Consider the following 19,809-nt stretch of genomic DNA (forward strand, 5'->3'; position numbering starts at 1 on the left):
CGCTTTTCAATATTTTCAATTCCGCTGTAACCTCTTGATAATCTAACTTTTTCAATTGCCCAATTATTACGATTGTCATAACAACAATGTATCTTTTTTGTGATTATCAGGCTGTTATCGTCTAAAAACTATATAATTGAAAAAAATCCATCAAACCTTACCATGAAATACCTGCTTACCTTTTGCCTAGTTTTATTAAGCTTTGTCCATGTATTGGCTCAAGTCAATATCGCTGGAAAGGTGCAAGACAAAACCAAGGGTAGCAACTTACAGGATGCCAGCATCCAACTCCTGAACCTTAAGGATTCTACCATCCGCACGGCCAAATCAAACGACAAAGGAGATTTCTCCATCCCTAGGGTGGCCAATGGCAATTATAAACTGACAGGAACCTTACTCGGCTTCAAAAAATTCGAGAAAAACATCGTTGTACAACCTTCCATGGAAACCGTACTGGTGGGCTTAGAACCAGGGGAAATCGTAATCGAAGAGATTACTATCGCTCCAGCGCCAAATGTTGCCGTCAAAGGTGATACCATGGAATTCAATGCCCGTAATTTCGCAACTAGAGAATATGCCGATGCCGATGAAATGGTTGCTCAGGTCCCAGGGGTAACCATCGATGAAGATGGAAAAGTTACTGCACATGGCGAGGAGGTCACCAAGATCATGGTGGATGGCAAGGAGTTCTTCAGCACCGATCCTAAGGTGGCCCTAAAAACCCTCCCTGCAGACATCATTGACAAGCTACAGATCATCGATGAGAAATCCGAACAGACTAAATTCTCCGGATTCGATGATGGCAAAAGGTCCAAAGTCATTAACATCGTCACCAAGCCCGACAAGAAAAAAGGACTCTTTGGAAAGTTCAACGCCGGGAAGGGTGATGCCGACAAATTCTCGATCAACTCTGGTGTCAATGCTTTCCGTGGCGATGAAAAGATCTCCATCAATATCATGGCCAACAACATCAATGAAACGGAGTTTTCCGAACAAGGCCGAGGCGGGTTCAGAAGAGGAAATAATAATACCGACCGCGGTCTATCTGACACCTATGCGGCTGCAGCAAACTATACCAATACTTTCCTCGACAAAAAGATGGAAGTCAATGGAAACTATAGGTTCCGCAATAGCAGCACTTTTACCAATACCCTATCGGACATTGAGTATATCACAGGGAGCCGCGCCAACCAATTCCAGAACCAACATCAAACCGGAAACAACGGCAACATATCCCATAACCTGAGAGGTCGATTGAAATGGGATATCGACAGCATGAACCGCATCGATATCAATCCAAATCTTTCTTATACAAAAAGTGACCTGGCCAATAGCTCAATCAGCAACATGAGCAAGAATAGGACAGAACCCCTGAACAACTCCAACCGAAACTTCAACAACAATAATGAGGCTTTCAATTTTGGTGGCGGATTGACCTATATGCACCGATTCAAAAAAGCGGGCCAGACCATATCCTTGAGCCTAGACGGAAACAAAAGCAGCAATGAGGCTTTGGGAAAGACCTTGGCCTTCAACCAATACTATAAAGATGCAGTCCTAGATCGAATCGACACTGCCAATCGCGAAAGCACGACCTATGGATATGGAAATGGATACAATGGCAGACTTTCCTACACTTACAATGTCTCCAAGATCTCCAGATTGCAGGCCAACTATGGCATGCGCAATACCAGCAACTATTCCGACCGGAAAACCATGGAGTTTCTTGCCGAGACAGGGCAATTTGAAGAGCTGAACGATCGACTATCCAATGAATTCCGAAATGATTTCACCCATCACAGTGCCGGACTTTCCTATTCCTACAATAAACAGGATACCTTTAGGTTCCAGATAGGAATGAACTATGAACATGGCTATCGGGTAAACAACCGGACCGTCCCAATAAATCTGAGGACCACTGCAGACTTTGGCGCCTTTCTTCCAGAACTGACCATGGCCTATTATTTTAGCAAAGAAAGACATCTGGAATTCAACTATAATGGTGCGACAAACACCCCTTCCATCGATCAATTGCAGGACTATATTGATAATTCAAACGAATTGTTTCTCCGAAACGGAAACCCCAACCTCAGCCAGGAATACACCCATCGGTTCCGTCTTCAGTACCGGGATGTAAACCGCAGCAATGGCCGAAGTTTCAACAGTAGCCTCAACTTTGACTACAGCAACAACAAGATCATCAACTCCACCATGACCACCGACAGCACCATCACCCTGTTTGAGGACATTATCCTAGGTGCCGGAGGACAATATGTCGTACCTGAAAACATCAACGGTGTATTTCAACTTCGAGCCAATAACAACTATGGGCTCCCGTTAAAAAAACTGGGCTTCAACCTGAACTTGAACAATTACATGTATTACAACCGTAATTATGCCATCCTCAATAAAGTCCTGATGCCAAACCATAGCTATGGATTTAGCCAGCATGTGGGCATATTTACCAATTTCAGTAAAAAGATCATCATTGGATTCAATTACAATCTGAACATGAACTTTACCAATAACCCAATGAGTGAAATTTCCCATTACCGGATCACCAACCATAGAATCAGCAATTCCCTGAACCTGGAATTCTTTAAGAACATGACCTTGGGTTACAATTATTCTTTTTACCGTAATGGTGGCGTCATGGGTGCAGAGGCCATTTCAACAAACTTGCTGAATGCGTCCATCGGATATAAGATCTTGAAGAAAAGAAATGCTGAAATCTCCTTAAAGGCTTTTGACCTGTTCAACAATGCCCGAAACATCAATCGCCGAGCGTCCGAGATTTCTATTTCAAACATCACCTCAAACACCTTGACCAGGTATTTCCTATTGAGCCTGAACTATAATTTAAGAAGTTTTGGAGGAAGACCGGGTAGAGATTAGTCCTGATTGGCATATTCGGAAATCAAACCTTGCAGGTCCGACCAGCTTTTGGAGCTAATGGGACTCTTATAGGTCTTAGGATCTGTCTTGATCCTGTTGATCTTTTGTTCTAGGTATTTCTTGCGGTCTGCAGGCATAGGGTGGGAAGAAATCCAGCTTACATCCCCCGCCGAACTCAGATACACATCAAATAGCTCCATTACCTTCATCAGGCTACTCGGATCAACATGGGCCTCTTCCAAGTATTCCACGGCTATTTCATCGGCTTCTTTTTCAAGCTTCCTTGAAAAGGCCTGCCCTGTCAAGAAATTGGTCACTTCACCGGTTCCAGATCCTGATAGCAATAGGTCCAAACCAAAATTAGTGATCAAGGAACGCATCACATGGTTTTTCTCACAATGGGCAATCTCATGGGCCAAGATGGCCGACATATAATCTGCACTATCCAAAAAATTAATCAGAGCTGTCGTCACGATGATCTTATCATCCGGAAGCGCAAAGGCATTTACCTCTTCACTTTCGACCAACAGGAGATCATAGTTTTTGCTAGGGATATAGTTCTCTTTTAATAGGGGAACAAATAACGAATCTAACGTACTGTCGATCTGTTCATCCTCGATCACATCATACAGGTCGCGCACCTGTTCCAGCACCAGCTTACCCAATTTTGCCTCCAGGCGATCTTGATTCTGTTGAACTTCAAACAGACTGGTCCAATTCACTTGCAACAACAGTAGATAACACACTGCAATTCCTGCAGCTAATACCAGAAACTTGCCCAGAACCTTCATCGTTTCAATAGATTATCAGTGATATCCGAAAATAGGAACCAACGCACATGAATTCCCTTTCTTGTTTTTATCGAAGTATAGATGGTGGAAATAATTTCAATCCCATTCAACAGTAAAATCAAGATCAGGTAGGCGATATAAGCATTGCTCACTTCCTTCTTGTTAAAAATAATCGCCATGGTCCACCAAAATCCAGCGGTATTGAAAAAGAAAATGGCAAATTGGGAAATAAGTGCTTGTGTACAATGCCATTTTACAAAGCGAGTGGATTTACGATTGCCCAAATAGAAAATCACCGTTGCCAGTAAATTGAATATGGGCAACGGTAAACCAATAAACAAAGCAAACAAAGACATCAAATAACTATTTGATGCATATTCACGTTCATCCTCGGTAATCTCTCTCGGATTAAAATCTATAGTCCCTTCGATATGTTCCATGCCCAATTTAAAATAACTAATATGACCAGAATCGCACTGAATGCCTTATGTTGCTGAAGAAATTTTTCAACCTGATTATATACTTTGTAATAATAATCACGCTTTGTAACCAAATCAAGCAGCATCAATAACAAAACAGCCATAATGATGATGCTCGAAACGATCCCCAAAGGGTTGATCATGAATGCATCCTTAAGCTGCCCATTAAACAATGCTGAAATGGACCTTGTCGTCCCACAGGAAGGACAAGGATAGCCTGTTACCAGTTTCACTGGACATAGCGTGATGTTCGCGGAAGCATAATAATCCAGCAATAGCCAGATAATCCCAATGAAACAAACTATTCCCGTAGTAATATACAGTCTGCTCCTTGGATTCCGCATTGAATTAATAATTCAAGGAAGTGATCAGTTTTTCGAAATTCTTGGTTTTTGTTGCCCCCATGATCAGGAACCAATCAATGATAGTCCATATACCCAAACCCCCACAGGTCAATAATTTGGCGATTCCCAAACCGGTATCTCCAATCATGAAACGGTCAATCCCAAATGATCCCGCCAATATGGAAACGATCAAGACAGTAGTTGGATCTTTATATTGTTGGATCTGAACATTCGTGTATTTACTTTCATCCGACCTCGTCAATAGATCCTTGATCTCCATCAATTGATATGATTCAAAAAACTTGTTGTTTGACATTAAAAACATGTCTACTTTCTGACTATCCATTACTTATTTCCAATTTAGAGTATAAAAAAAAATCCAGTTAGCTATTGAAAGATAAATGGATTTTTCGAAATATTTTAATAAACTTTTAATTTTTAACCAACTTCTTATGCTTACGCTTAGAGATTTTATCAATATTGACAGGCTGCGGAACTTTTACATAATAGCCCGTACCGTCATACTCACGTTTCTTCGGATGTGACTTACAGTCATCGGAACAGCAACCGTCTAATTCCCAGCCACATTCATCACATTGCGTAAAATGCTCATTGCAGATCGGATTGGCGCAGTTGATCATTTTCGAAGTAATTTTTCCGCAGTTTTTACAGGTTGAAACAACCGTCGGGTTAACCGAATTGACCGGAACTGTAACACGGTTATCAAAAACATAACATTCCCCTTCAAAATCCTCCCCGCCAGCTTCCTTACCATATTTAATGATACCACCGTGCAATTGATAAACATCCTCAAAACCCTCTTTCAACAAAAGAGCAGAGGCTTTTTCACACTTGATGCCTCCTGTACAGTAAGTCAAGATTTTCTTGCCCTTTAGGTGTTCCAATTCCTTCACTTTTTCCGGAAACTCACGGAAGTTTTCTATATCCAATGTAACAGCGTTCTTAAAACGGCCTACATTATGCTCATAGTTTGAACGTACATCCAGTACAACCACATCCTCTTGATCTTTCATCGCCAAGAAATCCTTAGGCTCCAGATGCTTACCGGTCTGTTTGTTTGGATCAATCACAGATGGATTGCGCAATCCTGAGTGTACAATCTCCTCTTTGTAACGACAATGCATCTTGATAAATGAAAGTTCTTCTACATCGTCCACCTTGAATTCGGTCTTTGCAAACCTCGGATCCGCGTGCACATGCTCCATATAGGCTTTACAAGCCTCCGGAGTACCCGAAACCGTACCATTAAGACCTTCATCAGCAACGATGATACGTCCCAACAAACCAAGTGATTTACAAAATTCTAGATGATCTTCTGCGAACTTTTCCGCATTCTCGATAGGGCTGTAGCAATAGTACAGCAATGTTTGATATTGTGCCATATATTCATTGATACCGCTGCAAACGGCGTTTAATGTTTAAAATTATGCTGCAAAGATAAAAAAATTGGACGACCAAAAATTGATATTCATCACTTTTTGACCAATGGCTTCAATAAATACTCCAGACCATTGAGTTTTATTTCATAGAGGGTTTCCAACAGGATCCCGATTTTGCCCGGCGGAAAACCCTTCTGTTTGAACCAAGCCAAGTACGGCTCCGGCAAGTTCATCAATAGGTATCCTTGGTATTTCCCAAAGGGCATCCTACTGTTGGCCAGTTCAACCAAAATATTGGGATTTAAAAAATTAGTCTCTTGTTTTGCCATGCTTAAATCGATGTACCAGAAGGCGCATGGCGATTACACCATGGTTGATTAGGTTAGGAACAAAACCATAGTATTTCTTAAAGATCTCGTAGCGTTCCTTCAAGCTCTGCTTATGTCGCTGCTGTGACATCCCGCCTACCAAATATTTGGCAACATAATCTTTCACATTCACGATCTTGTCCGCTTTTTGGGCCGCTCGGATCACCCAATCTATATCTGAACTCAATTTGTACTGCAGATCATAAGGAGCTGTCAAGCTGCGCTTGATATAGATGGCCTGATGACAGACATTCATGCCATATTTAAAGGATTGCCAATCGAAATGAGCCGGCGTTTTATGACGACGGTCCCCAATAATCTCACGGTCCTCATTGATCAACTTGGTCTCTCCATAATAGATATCCGCATGGTCTTCATTGCCAAAGATTTTTTCCAAGGTATTGGGAGCAAAAAGCTCATCCCCCGAATTCAGGAACAGCACATAATCGCCCGTAGCAAGGGCCAAGCCTTTGTTCATCGCGTCGTAAATGCCATTATCCTTTTCAGAAACCAAGATATTGATCGAATCCCTATACGTTGCAATGACATCCAGGGTTCCATCCGTAGACTTGCCATCCACCACAATATATTCGATATTGGGGTAGGTCTGCTGATCTACAGAGGCTAGGGTAAATCCGATATCCCTAACATTATTGTAAACAATGGTAATGATTGAAACCTTAGGATAAGCCATGCTTAAGGGTATTATTAATATTTGTTAACCTTGCAAAAATAGGCATTTGAACGTTAATAACGCAGCGAGCCTGAAATCTTTATCAATATCTTTTGTGTCACCCTGAGGCCCCGCCGAAGGGTCTCGGAACCATGCAAACCTTGATTGTATTGGCGTACTTTCCTGAACCTTCGGTTACCCACCATGCTGTTGTCCTGACGAAGGAAAAAATTTGGATTAAATTTATCGGAAGGTGATGATAGCATGTTGGCAATGAAAATATATTAGCTCTTTTATTTTATAAATATAGAACTCCATCGGGGTTCCATTATTTTAGCTGGCATGGCACGTTAGCCTGTAAGTAGCGAAAAACTGGTGTTCGATTAATCGAACATCAGTTTTTCGCTACTCCTGTTTTGTTCAATACCATTGCTAAAATAATTCTGCCCTGCTAGGGCAGTATATTGCAAAAGGATAATCTTCTGGAAATTAAATATGGGCCTAGATGGCCAGAAACACAGTTCTAACAAACATGTCATCGTACGAAGAAAGATCTCCGAACAATGCAAACCTTCATTGTATTGGCGTACAGTTCCTGTACCTTCGGTGCAGCATGACACGCATAGTAGTAGACAACCGTACAGATTCCTCACTGATCGTTCAGAATAAAAATGCGCTAAAGAGGGATTCAGAGCGCAGCGAAGAATCTATTTTTGTTTTTTTTAGAGGTGTTTGTCATTCCGTAATCGTAAGATGAGGAAACTGTTTTTTTGTTTTAAGCCTATAAAGAGGAATTATTGAAAAACATTTCACCCACGCTGTGGGTTTGCCATATCAAACATCCAGGCTCTACAAAGATTCCACCCACGCTGTGGGTTTGCCATATCAAACATCCAATTCCTATAAATAATCCATCCCCGCTGGGGATGTATGGCGGCTAGATATATCTTCTGCTAAATAAACATGGGCCTGAATGCCTAGAAACACAGTTCTATCAAACTTGTTATTGGTACGAACGAAGGGTCTCGGAATATTTCAGAATTTATCCAAGATAAGAAAGCTAAGAATGGTATTGGCGTACAGTTCCTGCACCTTCGGTGCAGCATGACACGCATAGTAGTAGACAACCGTACAGATTCCTCACTGATCGTTCAGAATAAAAATGCGCTAAAGAGGGATTCAGAGCGCAGCGAAGAATCTATTTTTGTTTTTTTTAGAGGTGTTTGTCATTCCGTAATCGTAAGATGAGGAAACTATTTTTTTGTTTTAAACCCATAAAGAGGAATTATTGAAAAACATTTCACCCACGCTGTGGGTTGGCCATATCAAACATCCAGGCTCTACAAAGATTCCACCCCCTCTGGGGGTTTTCTACAAACATTATCCTTCCGAAGGAAGCGTTTTAGCCTCCGGCTCATTTCCAATGGCGGAAAAATGGAAAGAATGCCGTTGCCCCGTGCGATGGGATTGGCCTTGGAATGCTTTCAAAAGATCATCCCTTTTGATGGGATGATCTTTTGAAAGATATTCCCGACAACAAGGCATTCTTTTCATGTGCGGATGACCGTGCGAAAAGCCATCTTAAATGAGCCGAAGCCTTTTGGTTACTTTTGGGCTCCAAAAGTAACAAAGAGAATTGTTTTCCCTGAGCTCCTTCGTCGGTTTGGTTACTTTTCCGAAAAAGCACAAAGAACCCTTCAAAAGGAATCAACATTCATCCACAAAACTGTTAAATGCTCCTAAATTTTTTACCCGACTACCCTACCTGAAAAAAAATAATTGTACATTGATTCCAAAATATTAACGATTATAAATTGCTTTGGCCCAATGTCTAAAATCAAGAAAGCTATCTTAAACTATTTCCCGATCCATAAATTTTTCCATGCACGTTCATTTTCACAAGAAGGCGAGGACATGGTCCTTAGAGGATTTTATGAAGGACGAAAAAACTACAAAGGATTTTATGTAGACGTAGGTGCCCATCATCCCTATAGATTCTCCAACACCATGTACTTCTACAAGAAAGGCTGGCGTGGAATTAACATTGAGCCCTCACCTGAGGCTATGAAATGGTTCAGATGGTTTAGGACCAAAGATGTCAACCTCAATATTGGCATCAGCGAAAGCCCACAAGAATTGACCTATTATTGTTTCAACGAACCCGCATTGAACGGATTTTCCCAAGAAATATCTGAAAAAAGGGATGGCCTGAATGCTAAATACCACCTGATAAAGACTATTCCCGTACCAACACTACCTCTAAAAGAGGTTTTGCAAAAGCACCTGCCAAAAGGAAAAAAGATCGACTTCCTATCTGTAGATGCCGAAGGATTTGACCTGATTGTCTTGAACAGCAATGATTGGCAACGGTATAGGCCCAGCTTTGTCCTAGTCGAAGAAGAGCTTTCCATTGCCGACCTGGACAAATCTGAAGTCTTTCAATTGATGCTCGACAAAGGATACGCCTTGGTTGCAAAAACCAAAAGGACTTTATTCTTTAAGAATTTAGAAGAGAAATAACCTTACAGCTTACGCATCTTACGCTCCAACATCTTCTTTTCTATGAATTTCGCCAACCTTTCAAAAAAGGTCCCCTTGCGATTTTTATAGAAATGCTTGATGGCTTGGAATGCCAAAGGATCTTCTTCTATGATCACCGGGAATTTGCGGACAGGCTTTTTGGAAAGCTCCACCCGATAGACCTTATCAACATCCGAATGGGTCCCCGAACCGTCCGTTCCCGTGTTTTGGATAAATGAAAACCGGGGATACAGGACCAGTCCGCCTTTGTTGAAAACCGATAGGTACCAACGGATTGCCCAGGAATTAATTTTGCCGGCCTTGAATTGCTTGACCTGCTTCCAGAAATTCTCGGAGTTATCCACGCTAAAAGCTTTCCTTTTTTTACGGGTAAAATCCTTGGTCAGCTCTTCAATATCGGGATTGAAATGTTGCCAAGCCCTATCCCATGTTGCCCAGCCCCAACTATTGGCTACCCGAAAGAAAAATGATTGCGGCAGTTTCTTGGGTTTCTCCACGGGATACATATAGCCCGAAATCTCCATCACCTTTTCCTGATCTTGATAATGGTTGAGCGCATCATTGAAGTACTGAAGGGCAAAACTGGAGGTTTCCAGGTCATCCTCCAGAACGATGATCCTTCCATGTTTCTGCACCACTTGGGTTACCCCCTCGATGATACTGTTGGCAAGTCCCTTGTTTTGGGAGCGTTCGATGATATAGATGTGCTTAAACTTCCAAGGTTCACGGATGATGGAACGCACTTGGTTGACCGCCTCGATATCTTGGGCCGTTTTTGCCCCATCTGAAAAGATGTATATATCGGATTGCTCCGCCAAACTGTTGGCCTCAAGAGCGGATAATGTCTTACGGGTATGTACGGGTCTATTGTAAACAAATAAAGCGATTGGTGCTAGCATGTGAAAAGGAAAATCAATCTATTCTAAATCAAATATATGAGTAAATCTCGTAATGCATTAAGTATAATGCTTTTTTCTTATGCTGTACAAGAATCTTTCCTAAATTTGTTGATTAATCCAATACATGAGCGAAAACACGAAAAACATCACCATCAACGGGCTATTCTGGAATACCTTGGATCGATTCGGCAATCAGGCCATCGTTACCATCGTCGCGATCATTACGGCCAGGATCATAAGCCCCGATGAGTTTGCTGTGATCGCCGCCCTGGCGATATTTTCCATTATTGCGACAACCTTTGTAGATAGTGGATTGGCAACTTCGTTGGTCAGGACCAAGGTAGTGGATGAATTGGACTATTCTTCCATGTTCATCTTCAACCTCTCCGTAAGTGCCATTATCTACCTGATGCTCTATTTTGCATCCCCTTATATCGAAAAATACTACAATATCCCAAACCTTGCCCTTTATGCTAGGGTCTTGTTCCTGCAGATTATTATCCAATCTTTTAGTATTGTACAATACGTTAAGATCCTCAAGAAGTTTCAATTCCATTTAACGACCAGAATCAATGTATTGGCCGTCCTTTTTGCAGGCATTATTGTGGTCATTGTTGCCCTATTGGGTTATGGAGTATGGGCATTGATTTTACAACCTCTTTTGTACACCCTGTTCAGAACGGTAATGCTATGGATGTGGGGCGATTGGAAAGTAAATTTCGCTTTCAGTGGAGCATCCTTAAAAAAGCATCTTTCGTTCTCCCTTTCCTTTATGGTTTCAAACATGTTGGGCAAGGTACTCTCTCCTTTTTATGCTTCCTTTATCGGAAAATTTTACACTCCTGCCCAAGTAGGATACTATTACCAAGGTAATAAATGGGGAGAAACAGCAGGACAGACCATTACCGCTATTTTACAGGGAACGACTCTGTCTACCTTGACCCCTATCCAAGACGACCTCCCAAGGTACTTGAATGCCAGCAGAAAAACACTATCTAGCCTTGCATTCGCTTTGATGCCGATCAGTTTTCTGGCCATTGCCGTGGCCAAACCAGGTTTTGTTTTCTTCCTAACGGACACCTGGGTATCATCGATACTATTGTTCCAGATATTATGTTTCGCCAGTATCTTCACTTCATTGACCGATCTGAATGCGAATTTCCTGAATATCAAAGGGCGCTCTAAGCTTTTCCTGATCTTGGAAATCACCAAGGTTTCCTTGGCTATCATAACCCTGTTTTTCACCTACAGACATGGTCTGGTCATGATTGCCCTTGGCCTCGTTGCCGTTAGGATCATTTGTTATATTATTGCAGCAGTCATGAGCGGTAGGGTTTATGGCTACAACCTGTTCATGCAGGTGAAAGACCTCTTACCGACGACCCTGATTTCCATCATAGCGGCTGGACTGGCTTATTTACCGCTCTATTTTAACCTAATACCGAATTACTTGCTACTCATCATAGTACAAAGCCTTATATTCGTAGTTATTTATGTTGGAGCCAATCATATGATCAAAAATGATATCTGGTTGGAAATCTTGGGCATGTTAAAGAAGAAATTAGCGAAAAAATCTTAATGGAAGTTGCAAAAGGAAATTGGGTAGGTTATCAAACCGTATTCTATAATCTTAAGACCGGAAAACACAGTCAGGACGTCAATGAGGTCATTGATTATGCCAATCTGGAAATTGACCCAGAAGGCTTAGCAGCATATCTAGATTTTGGCTATAGCGTTTTTGGACATACCCCAGTCAAAGACGTAAAATACCTATTGCCCAACCAGGTTTTAATTCTTGAAAACGGAAATCTCTCCATAAAAGAGACTGATGATGATACCTTAAAGCTGCTGGGCAAGAAATCTCATGAGGATGATGTCTTACACAAACTTAGCTCCGCACTCAACAAGTGGGCGGATGGATTTAAGGATGATATCCTGATCCCGACCAGCGGCGGCTTTGATTCTAGGCTGATGAACGTCCTTTTGCAGGACAAGAACAGGATCCATGCCTATACCTATGGCACCTCCTTAAATCAGGATGAGTCGCGCGAGGCCGTTTATGCCGGTCTGCTTTCCAAAAGATTGCACACCCAGTGGAATAGGATTCCCCTAGGCAAGTTCAATGTCTATATGGATCAATGGTATGATCAGTTTGGTCCTGCTGTTGCTGCCTCTGGCACCTACCATATGGAATTCTATGACAAGATCAAACAATTGGAGGCAGGCAATCCAATGCAGCTTCTAAGCGGAATTATCGGTGATGCCTGGGCAGGAGCCGTCAAAGTTCCCATGATAGACAGTGCTGCCTCTTACCGTACACTTGGATATACCCATGGCATGAGCGCCGATTCCAAATTAGCCATGAATATTGACTATAGTGGCATCGTCGAGCCTATTTATGACCGACAGAAAGAACATTTAGATTCCCCTGAATACCGTATCATCACCGCCATGCGGACCAAGATGATGATGTTGCAATATTTAATTTCGGTACCTGCAAAAATGGGCTATCCAGGCTATTCTCCTTTCGTCGATGAGGATATTGCCATTTCCATGCTGAACCTTCCGCAGGAGAGAAGGGAAAACCGTGCTTGGCAAAGGGATTTCTTCAGAAAAAACAACCTCCTGTTCGAAGAGGAAAAACATAGGTACACCTATCAGAATTCACTCAATTATTACGCTCTGCTGAACGAAACCTTGAGCCCTTTAGATGTAAATCTATTGAAGGAATGCCTGAACCCTGAATACTTAGCTTGGATCAACCAAAAGGTCATGCATATCGGAAGAAAGGAAAAAATCTTCCAAACTTTGATGCATACCCCTAAGGTTAAGGGCGTTTTGAAATTATTGGGTGCAAAAAACGATTTATTGGAAGCTTATTTTGCTTATATTACAATCAAACCGATTGAAACTTTATTGAGAAAAAGAAATGCAAGCAACATCCAAGCATAAGTTTGTCTTTGTTGGAGATATTGTCTGTGAAAAAGCACCACAATTTTCTCCTAGCCTGAAGGAATTATTTAAATCTGCAGACCTAAAATCATGCAATTTTGAAGCTCCTATCCAAGGCGTTGGACAGCCGATCCATAAAACAGGTCCCCTCGTCGCCCAAAACAAAAACGCTCCAACTTGGCTGCAGGCACTCGGTTTCAATTGCTTTTCACTAGCCAACAACCATATCTATGATTTCGGCGAAGAAGCCCTGCTCAAAACGATGGATCTATTTCCCCGTCAGGAAATCTTAGGTGTGGGTTCTGAGGAAGAGGCTTATGGCTTAAAAACCTGGACTCTTGATGAGGTAAAGTATGGCTTCTTGGCTTATGGAGAAAATGGGTATGGCGCATTAAATGGCGACCGATTAGTCGGTCATGCTTGGGTCAATGCCAAGCGGGTAAACGCCGATATCCAACATTACCGAAAACAAGTGGATATCCTGATCGTTCAAATTCATGCTGGGGTCGAACTATTGGATGTGCCCATTCCGGAATGGAAGGAACGCTATAAGGAATTGATTGATTTAGGTGTTGATGTCATCATCGCACACCATCCCCATGTCGTTCAGGGCATAGAAGAATATAACGGTAAATTGATCGCCTATAGCCTTGGTAACTTTTATTTTGAATATCCTGCAAATCACCCGCAATGGAACGTAGGCGGCGTACTGGAACTCGAATTCGAAAACAAAAAGCTGAGCAAGCACTTCCTACATATTGTAGAAAAGAAAAAGCATCTGGTGGAATTGAAGGACGAAAAATTGTCCGCAGACTTTGTTAAGCCGCTCTCTGCTAAGTTGGCAAATGAAGAGTATGTGGAATATGTCAATAAAAAGGCTGTTGAAGAATGGAAGAAACACCATGCTTCCTACTATGCCAAACCATTTAACGGTCTGGCGGGATACAGTGTCTTTAAGCTACTGAAACACGCAAAGAGAACCCTATTCAACCGCAGGATAAACTATAACCTGCTCTGGCACAACCTCTTTATCGAAAGCAACAAATGGCTCGTTGAGAGAGCCATTCGTGTAAAGACCTTTGGAAAAAAACCAAATTAAATAATGGTTATCTGTTTACTGAATTCTTCTAGACTTGGATGCTTAGGATTTAAGTCCGTAATGAGATAAGTAATATCTTTTAATGGGCAAACCCTAAGCTTTTGGTTGGAATTCAATTTCTCGACAATACTCAGTACCCCTAATTTCTGCGAACATTTGATCATCGCTTTCTTGATCTGAACAACTTCCCAATCGGAATCGGTCACCCCTTCTTCTACAGAAAGACTGTTCGTCCCCAACAGACATAGATCGACCTTGATATCTGATAACTCATTGATTACCTGCGACCCTGACACAACATTTGTGTTCCTGGAAAGCTTTCCGCCCAAAAGGAAGACCTCTAGGTTTTCCTTCTCCGCCAACTCCAATGCAACTAAAGGACTGATCGTGAAAAAGGTACACTGAACATCTTTTGGAACCAAACGTGCCAATTCAATCATACTGGTTCCCCCACCTACCAAGATGGTCATACCGCTTTGAATCAACGAAATAGCCTTGGAAGCAATCTCTTTTTTAGCTTCTTTGGCATATACATTCCCCTCTTGGAAGGGATATTGAAAAGACTTAGATAATGCACCTCCATATACCTTCAAAACTTTACCACTTTCCGCCAGTTCGTTCAAATCACGACGAATGGTATCTTCCGAAACATTCAGCTGAACGCTCAGATCTGAGGATAAAACTTTATTATGTATGTTGATTTGGTGTATTATATAGGCTTGCCTTTCTTCTTTTAACATAATTTATACGCGCTTTTGAAATTAAAAATATAAAATAAATGGGATTATCCATATTCTTTCTAATCCTCCTTATCTTTTTGATCTGATGATTTCTTGGCCACAAAACGCGGCTTGAAACCTACTGGTTTTGTTGTTGTTGTTTGGGTAGATGGTTCTTCAGTTGGAGCACTTGATTGCTCAGGATGGGGATCCTTGTCCTCCTGGTTAGTTGTCGTTTTGGTAACACCAGCCTTAAACCTTGGTTTAAAGCCAGTAGGCTTAGATGTATTTTCTTCTGCAGGTTTAGCTTCTGTAACATCTGTTGCAGATTGATCTTCCTGTAGCTTGTTTTCAGGTTCAGAATCGGAAGAGGAATCCTCTTTCTCCTCCAGCTTTTTAGGCAGGTTTGCCGCCTTAAATCTTGGCGTAAAGCCTTTTGGTTTCGCAGGAGCAGCAGCCTCCTTGTTCTCCACAGCATTTTCTGCCGATGTTTCCGCTTGGGCTTCTTCCGGCTTTTCTTCCTCTACTTTTTTAGGAAGGTTTGCTGCTTTAAACCTTGGCGTAAAGCCTTTTGGTTTCGCAGGCTCAACAGCCTCCTTGTTCTCTACAGCATTTTCTGCCGATGTTTCCGCTTCGGTATCTTTCGGCTTTTCTTCCCCTACCTTTTTAGGAAGGTTTGCTGCTTTAAACCTTGGCGTAAAGCCTTTCGGTTTCGCAGGCTCAACAGCCTCCTTGTTCTCTACAGCATTTTCTGCCAATGTTTCCGCTTCGGTATCTTTCTGCTTTTCTTCCCCTACCTTTTTCGGTAGGTTCGCTGCTTTAAACCTTGGTGTAAAGCCTTTTGGCTTGGCTACCGTCTCCTCAGCCTCTTTAATCGCTTCAGTTGGCTTATCTCCCTCATTGCTGCCGCTTAGGTCATCCTGCTTTTCGGGAGGAGCAGCGGCCTTAAAACGAGGCTTAAAGCCTGTCGGCGCTTTGGCAGCTGGATTAGACTCTGTTTCTTCCGTTGACTTCTCTTCAACAGGTTTGACAGCAGCTTTAAACTTAGGACGGAATCCTGCTGGTTTGGCAGCGGCTGGCGCAGTGCTGCTAGATGCAGCTGTGGCAGACGGTTCTACTTTGATTTCGGCTTTCTTCGGTTCCGAGATTTCGATCTCTTTCAAGAGGTAATCTTTTCTAAGTCTATTGAACCAGAACTTCTTGCTATGATCAAAACTCTTTTCACCCATCAAAGCATAATCTCTATCAAATTCTTGATAAAGTTCAGGCTTCGCTTTTTGCAAAGCATTGATGTCAATTTTCTTTTTCGTGAAAAACTCGGTGAACGAAAGCATATACAAATGTATACATTTAGACCAAAAAACGCACAGGAACTGAACTTTCTTCAAATCCCCCCGTGTAAAAACACAAAAAGAGGGCAAGCCCTCTTTTTGTGTTTTCATATCCTGATCTGGATTAGTCCATGTTGTGATATACCGCTTGAACGTCATCATCTTCCTCGATCTTATCGATCAATTTTAGGACGTCAGCAGCTTGCTCTTCAGACAGAGTCGTATGCGATAAAGCAATACGTTCTGTCTTAGCGGAAGAAACTTCAATCCCTTTTTCTTCTAAAAGGCGTTGCATGTTTCCAAAGTCCTCAAAGGAAGTTTGTACCACGATAATATCGTTTCCTTCCTCATCAGCCTCCACATATAATTCTTCCAGACCTCCGTCGATTAATTCCAACTCAAGTTCTTCCACATCGAGCTCATCGGTAGCCGGAAAGCGGAATACAGATTTCCTTTGAAAGATAAAATCCAGGGATCCGGTTTTTCCTAGGGATCCACCAGCTTTGGTAAAATAACTTCTAACGTTTGCCACTGTTCTGTTGGTATTATCAGTAGCAGTTTCGATCAATACAGGAACTCCATGAGGACCGTATCCTTCGTATACAAATTCTTCGTAACCTTTTGAATCCTTCTCAGAGGCTCTTTTAATAGCCGCTTCCACACGATCCTTCGGCATGTTCACTGCCTTAGCATTTTGGATTGCGGTACGTAAGCGGGAATTGTTCTCCGGGTGAGGACCGCCTTCTTTTACTGCGATTGCAATTTCTTTTCCAAGACGCGTAAATTGAACGGCCATTTTGGCCCAGCGTTTAAATTTTCTTTCTTTTCTAAATTCGAAAGCTCTACCCATTTTATTTTAGTTTTGTTTTAAGATTCTCCAGCATGTCTTCTGCCATCCCTGCCAGATCAAATGTCGGCTTCCAGCCCCAATCTGCTCTTGCTTGATCATCATTGATGCTCTTTGGCCATGAATCAGCAATTGCTTGACGCGGATCATTGTCTGAATAGGAGATTTCAAAATTAGGGAGAATTTTTTTAATTTCTTCAGCAATTTCTGTCGGAGTAAAACTAACCCCCGCAAGATTGTAGCTGGAACGGATCGTCAAACCCGCTGATGGTGCGTCCATTAACTCAATGGTGCCTCGAACCGCATCATCCATGTACAACATCGGCAACTCGGTTCCTGCATTCAGGAAGGAAGTGTATTTCCCTTGGCGGATTGCCTCAAAAAAGATATGTACTGCATAGTCCGTGGTACCTCCTCCTGGTTCGGTTCGCCAAGAGATAATGCCCGGATAACGAACACTGCGGATATCCAGACCATACTTATTATGATAATATTCACATAAACGCTCGCCAGCCAATTTACTGATCCCATAAATGCTATTAGGATCCATCACACAATATTGAGGAGTGTTCTCTTTAGGTGAATGTGGACCAAATACCGCAATGGAGCTTGGCCAGAAGATCTTCTTGATCCCCAATTCTACCGCTAGGTCCAATACATTCAAGAGACCATTCATGTTCAGGTCCCACGCTTTCTGTGGATATTGCTCCCCAGTTGCGGATAGCATCGCTGCCAATAAATAAATCTGGGTAGGTTTATATTTTAGGATCAAAGCTTTGATCGCTTCTTTGTCCAATACATTCAATGTTTCAAAGATCTCACCGTCGGCAATCTCTTTGGGTTCGCGTATATCTGAGGTGATAACATTTTCGTTTCCGAACTTGATTCGCAATGCTGCAGCTAACTCTGAACCAATCTGACCATTGGCTCCGATCATCAAAATGACTTCTTTCATTATAGAAATGATAGTTTTATAAATTTAGTTATTTCAAGAACTTCTAAAATAATATGGCGAAATTACCAATTAAATGCCTGAATATGATGTTTCCCAGCATTTTGCGCAAACGTATGATTTAATTTTTTACATTCAAAAAGCATTCGGGCGTTTACGGTCTGTAAAACCAATTTTTCAATGAAACATTGTCAACGAAAACCCGATTTACCTGAACGTTTTACATCAAAAGCCAAATCTTGTTGAACTTTATTCCATCATAGTGATAATCAATTATTAAAAGCGAAAATATTCCAAAAATGTTCAGGTTTATTTAGTATGTTTGTTACCTTAAGAAAATCAATAATAATTAAAATTTTAAGCAAATATTATTTATGAAAGTTGCAGTAGTAGGCGCGACTGGTCTAGTCGGGTCAGAAATGTTGACAGTGTTAGCGGAACGTAATTTCCCAGTTACAGAATTGATTCCTGTTGCTTCTGAAAGAAGTAAGGGTAAGGAAATCGAATTCAAGGGAAAGAAGTATAAGGTCGTGACTGCATCTGAAGCTATTGCTCTTAAACCTGATGTAGCTCTTTTCTCTGCTGGCGGCAGCACTTCTACGGAATATGCACCCCTATTCGCGGAAGCTGGAATTACCGTTATCGACAACTCATCCGCTTGGCGTATGGACCCGAGCAAGAAATTGATCGTGCCAGAAGTAAATGGCGATGTATTGACTGCTGAAGACAAAATCATTGCAAACCCGAACTGCTCAACCATTCAAATGGTTGTCGTGATGAAGCCTTTGCATGAAAAATATAAAATCAAACGTGTTGTAGTTTCTACTTACCAATCCGTAACCGGTACGGGCGTAAAAGCTGTTGACCAATTGATGAACGAGCGTAATGGCGTGGAAGGCGAAAAAGCTTATCCTTATCAGATCGACCTGAACGTAATTCCTCATATCGATGTATTCCAAGACAATGGGTACACGAAAGAGGAAATGAAGATGATCCAAGAAACCAACAAGATCATGGGCGACGATTCCATCAAGGTTACGGCTACAACTGTACGTATCCCTGTAATCGGTGGTCACTCTGAATCGGTAAACATCGAGTTTGAAAACGAATTCGACTTGGCAGATGTACGTGCAGCTCTTGAAGCTCAAGAAGGTGTAGTGGTTGTAGATAACCCTGCAAACCTAGAATACCCAATGCCTAAAGATGCACACGGTAAGGACGAAGTATTCGTTGGCCGTATCCGTAGAGATGAGACCCAAGAGAAAACATTGAACCTATGGGTAGTTGCCGACAACCTTCGTAAAGGTGCAGCAACCAATGCGGTTCAAGTTGCAGAACTTTTATCTGCTAAAGGACTTATCTAAAAAATACTAGATCATTCAAGATTTAACAGAAGTGGCAACCCGATAAAGGTTGCCACTTTTCTTTTAGCCATAGCCTAACACATTCGGACATTACTGGAGATTTTGAACCCCATACTATCCTAAAAAAATGGAGCTGTGGCTTCGGGTATTGCTTT

Annotated in this window: 19 protein-coding genes; 7 read left to right on the forward strand and 12 right to left on the reverse strand. The window is 41.9% G+C overall.

Annotation, left to right across the window (positions count from 1 at the left end; all coding sequences use genetic code 11):
- Nucleotides 1–162: 162 nt before the first annotated feature.
- On the forward strand, nucleotides 163–2,895 hold the full coding sequence (locus RT138_RS11485) for a TonB-dependent receptor (RefSeq protein ID WP_313190792.1): 2,733 nt from the start codon (nucleotides 163–165) through the stop codon (nucleotides 2,893–2,895).
- Here RT138_RS11485 and RT138_RS11490 read toward each other — a convergent pair.
- From RT138_RS11490 to RT138_RS11520, 7 genes are all read right to left on the reverse strand, one after another.
- Complete coding sequence (locus tag RT138_RS11490) at nucleotides 2,892–3,686, reverse strand: M48 family metallopeptidase (RefSeq protein WP_313190793.1); 795 nt, start codon at nucleotides 3,684–3,686, stop codon at nucleotides 2,892–2,894. The two genes, RT138_RS11485 and RT138_RS11490, sit on opposite strands and share 4 nt — an antisense overlap.
- A complete protein-coding gene (locus tag RT138_RS11495; protein WP_313190794.1) occupies nucleotides 3,683–4,126 on the reverse strand; it encodes a DUF4870 domain-containing protein in 444 nt (147 codons plus the stop codon). The genes RT138_RS11490 and RT138_RS11495 overlap by 4 nt, the downstream gene beginning before the upstream one ends.
- Nucleotides 4,102–4,509 carry a DUF2752 domain-containing protein gene (locus RT138_RS11500; protein WP_313190795.1) on the reverse strand — a complete coding sequence of 136 codons (408 nt, stop codon included), beginning with the start codon at nucleotides 4,507–4,509 and terminating at the stop codon, nucleotides 4,102–4,104. The genes RT138_RS11495 and RT138_RS11500 overlap by 25 nt, the downstream gene beginning before the upstream one ends.
- A gap of 4 nt (nucleotides 4,510–4,513) precedes the next feature.
- On the reverse strand, nucleotides 4,514–4,825 hold the full coding sequence (locus RT138_RS11505; RefSeq protein ID WP_236736578.1) for a TM2 domain-containing protein: 312 nt from the start codon (nucleotides 4,823–4,825) through the stop codon (nucleotides 4,514–4,516).
- A gap of 115 nt (nucleotides 4,826–4,940) precedes the next feature.
- A complete protein-coding gene (locus RT138_RS11510) occupies nucleotides 4,941–5,912 on the reverse strand; it encodes a rhodanese-related sulfurtransferase (protein ID WP_313190796.1) in 972 nt (323 codons plus the stop codon).
- 89 nt (nucleotides 5,913–6,001) lie between these two features.
- A complete protein-coding gene (locus RT138_RS11515) occupies nucleotides 6,002–6,238 on the reverse strand; it encodes a DUF3820 family protein (protein WP_313190797.1) in 237 nt (78 codons plus the stop codon).
- Nucleotides 6,219–6,971: a glycosyltransferase family 2 protein gene (locus RT138_RS11520; protein WP_185212963.1), complete on the reverse strand. Its 753-nt coding sequence runs from the start codon at nucleotides 6,969–6,971 to the stop codon at nucleotides 6,219–6,221. The genes RT138_RS11515 and RT138_RS11520 overlap by 20 nt, the downstream gene beginning before the upstream one ends.
- Before the next feature lie 511 nt (nucleotides 6,972–7,482).
- On the opposite strand from RT138_RS11520, the gene RT138_RS11525 reads away from it, so the two are divergent.
- Both RT138_RS11525 and RT138_RS11530 read left to right on the forward strand, forming a co-directional pair.
- Nucleotides 7,483–7,707 (forward strand): hypothetical protein, encoded by a 225-nt coding sequence (locus RT138_RS11525; RefSeq protein WP_313190798.1) that lies wholly within the window; start codon nucleotides 7,483–7,485, stop codon nucleotides 7,705–7,707.
- Nucleotides 7,708–8,777: 1,070 nt separating this feature from the next.
- Nucleotides 8,778–9,470: an FkbM family methyltransferase gene (locus RT138_RS11530; RefSeq protein WP_313190799.1), complete on the forward strand. Its 693-nt coding sequence runs from the start codon at nucleotides 8,778–8,780 to the stop codon at nucleotides 9,468–9,470.
- 2 nt (nucleotides 9,471–9,472) lie between these two features.
- On the opposite strand, the gene RT138_RS11535 is transcribed toward RT138_RS11530, so the two are convergent.
- Nucleotides 9,473–10,390: a sugar transferase gene (locus RT138_RS11535; RefSeq protein WP_313190800.1), complete on the reverse strand. Its 918-nt coding sequence runs from the start codon at nucleotides 10,388–10,390 to the stop codon at nucleotides 9,473–9,475.
- Between the two features lie 124 nt (nucleotides 10,391–10,514).
- Here RT138_RS11535 and RT138_RS11540 point away from each other — a divergent pair, with 124 nt between their 5' ends.
- The 3 genes from RT138_RS11540 to RT138_RS11550 are packed head-to-tail and all read left to right on the forward strand — an operon-like array spanning nucleotide 10,515 to nucleotide 14,441.
- Nucleotides 10,515–11,969, forward strand: coding sequence for a lipopolysaccharide biosynthesis protein (locus tag RT138_RS11540; protein WP_313190801.1), 1,455 nt, complete (start codon nucleotides 10,515–10,517; stop codon nucleotides 11,967–11,969).
- Complete coding sequence (locus RT138_RS11545) at nucleotides 11,969–13,342, forward strand: hypothetical protein (RefSeq protein WP_313190802.1); 1,374 nt, start codon at nucleotides 11,969–11,971, stop codon at nucleotides 13,340–13,342. The genes RT138_RS11540 and RT138_RS11545 overlap by 1 nt, the downstream gene beginning before the upstream one ends.
- Nucleotides 13,320–14,441 (forward strand): CapA family protein, encoded by a 1,122-nt coding sequence (locus RT138_RS11550; protein WP_313190803.1) that lies wholly within the window; start codon nucleotides 13,320–13,322, stop codon nucleotides 14,439–14,441. The genes RT138_RS11545 and RT138_RS11550 overlap by 23 nt, the downstream gene beginning before the upstream one ends.
- On the opposite strand, the gene RT138_RS11555 is transcribed toward RT138_RS11550, so the two are convergent.
- From RT138_RS11555 to RT138_RS11570, 4 genes are all read right to left on the reverse strand, one after another.
- Entirely contained in the window at nucleotides 14,438–15,181 is a 744-nt protein-coding gene (locus tag RT138_RS11555) for a DeoR/GlpR family DNA-binding transcription regulator (protein ID WP_185212958.1), read from the reverse strand. The genes RT138_RS11550 and RT138_RS11555 overlap by 4 nt on opposite strands.
- A gap of 59 nt (nucleotides 15,182–15,240) precedes the next feature.
- Nucleotides 15,241–16,494 (reverse strand): hypothetical protein, encoded by a 1,254-nt coding sequence (locus RT138_RS11560; RefSeq protein ID WP_313190804.1) that lies wholly within the window; start codon nucleotides 16,492–16,494, stop codon nucleotides 15,241–15,243.
- A 121-nt stretch (nucleotides 16,495–16,615) separates the two neighbouring features.
- On the reverse strand, nucleotides 16,616–17,341 hold the full coding sequence (locus tag RT138_RS11565) for a YebC/PmpR family DNA-binding transcriptional regulator (RefSeq protein WP_093101186.1): 726 nt from the start codon (nucleotides 17,339–17,341) through the stop codon (nucleotides 16,616–16,618).
- A 1-nt stretch (nucleotide 17,342) separates the two neighbouring features.
- Nucleotides 17,343–18,293: an NAD-dependent epimerase/dehydratase family protein gene (locus RT138_RS11570; protein WP_313190805.1), complete on the reverse strand. Its 951-nt coding sequence runs from the start codon at nucleotides 18,291–18,293 to the stop codon at nucleotides 17,343–17,345.
- Nucleotides 18,294–18,664: 371 nt separating this feature from the next.
- Here RT138_RS11570 and RT138_RS11575 point away from each other — a divergent pair, with 371 nt between their 5' ends.
- Complete coding sequence (locus tag RT138_RS11575) at nucleotides 18,665–19,654, forward strand: aspartate-semialdehyde dehydrogenase (RefSeq protein WP_185212955.1); 990 nt, start codon at nucleotides 18,665–18,667, stop codon at nucleotides 19,652–19,654.
- The last annotated feature ends 155 nt before the right edge of the window (nucleotides 19,655–19,809 follow it).

It is taken from the genome of Sphingobacterium sp. (genome assembly GCF_032065005.1).
Taxonomy (GTDB): domain Bacteria; phylum Bacteroidota; class Bacteroidia; order Sphingobacteriales; family Sphingobacteriaceae; genus Sphingobacterium.

What these genes read in the sequence shown, in the direction of transcription:
- RT138_RS11485 (WP_313190792.1), top strand. Translation starts at nt 163, where the DNA reads ATGAAATACCTGCTTACCTTTTGCCTAGTTTTATTAAGCTTTGTCCAT.
- RT138_RS11515 (WP_313190797.1), bottom strand. Translation starts at nt 6,238, where the DNA reads ATGGCAAAACAAGAGACTAATTTTTTAAATCCCAATATTTTGGTTGAA.
- RT138_RS11565 (WP_093101186.1), bottom strand. Translation starts at nt 17,341, where the DNA reads ATGGGTAGAGCTTTCGAATTTAGAAAAGAAAGAAAATTTAAACGCTGG.
- RT138_RS11510 (WP_313190796.1), bottom strand. Translation starts at nt 5,912, where the DNA reads ATGGCACAATATCAAACATTGCTGTACTATTGCTACAGCCCTATCGAG.
- RT138_RS11550 (WP_313190803.1), top strand. Translation starts at nt 13,320, where the DNA reads ATGCAAGCAACATCCAAGCATAAGTTTGTCTTTGTTGGAGATATTGTC.
- RT138_RS11530 (WP_313190799.1), top strand. Translation starts at nt 8,778, where the DNA reads ATGTCTAAAATCAAGAAAGCTATCTTAAACTATTTCCCGATCCATAAA.
- RT138_RS11505 (WP_236736578.1), bottom strand. Translation starts at nt 4,825, where the DNA reads ATGTCAAACAACAAGTTTTTTGAATCATATCAATTGATGGAGATCAAG.
- RT138_RS11555 (WP_185212958.1), bottom strand. Translation starts at nt 15,181, where the DNA reads ATGTTAAAAGAAGAAAGGCAAGCCTATATAATACACCAAATCAACATA.
- RT138_RS11575 (WP_185212955.1), top strand. Translation starts at nt 18,665, where the DNA reads ATGAAAGTTGCAGTAGTAGGCGCGACTGGTCTAGTCGGGTCAGAAATG.
- RT138_RS11495 (WP_313190794.1), bottom strand. Translation starts at nt 4,126, where the DNA reads ATGGAACATATCGAAGGGACTATAGATTTTAATCCGAGAGAGATTACC.
- RT138_RS11525 (WP_313190798.1), top strand. Translation starts at nt 7,483, where the DNA reads ATGTCATCGTACGAAGAAAGATCTCCGAACAATGCAAACCTTCATTGT.
- RT138_RS11500 (WP_313190795.1), bottom strand. Translation starts at nt 4,509, where the DNA reads ATGCGGAATCCAAGGAGCAGACTGTATATTACTACGGGAATAGTTTGT.
- RT138_RS11520 (WP_185212963.1), bottom strand. Translation starts at nt 6,971, where the DNA reads ATGGCTTATCCTAAGGTTTCAATCATTACCATTGTTTACAATAATGTT.
- RT138_RS11545 (WP_313190802.1), top strand. Translation starts at nt 11,969, where the DNA reads ATGGAAGTTGCAAAAGGAAATTGGGTAGGTTATCAAACCGTATTCTAT.
- RT138_RS11490 (WP_313190793.1), bottom strand. Translation starts at nt 3,686, where the DNA reads ATGAAGGTTCTGGGCAAGTTTCTGGTATTAGCTGCAGGAATTGCAGTG.
- RT138_RS11535 (WP_313190800.1), bottom strand. Translation starts at nt 10,390, where the DNA reads ATGCTAGCACCAATCGCTTTATTTGTTTACAATAGACCCGTACATACC.
- RT138_RS11560 (WP_313190804.1), bottom strand. Translation starts at nt 16,494, where the DNA reads ATGCTTTCGTTCACCGAGTTTTTCACGAAAAAGAAAATTGACATCAAT.
- RT138_RS11540 (WP_313190801.1), top strand. Translation starts at nt 10,515, where the DNA reads ATGAGCGAAAACACGAAAAACATCACCATCAACGGGCTATTCTGGAAT.
- RT138_RS11570 (WP_313190805.1), bottom strand. Translation starts at nt 18,293, where the DNA reads ATGAAAGAAGTCATTTTGATGATCGGAGCCAATGGTCAGATTGGTTCA.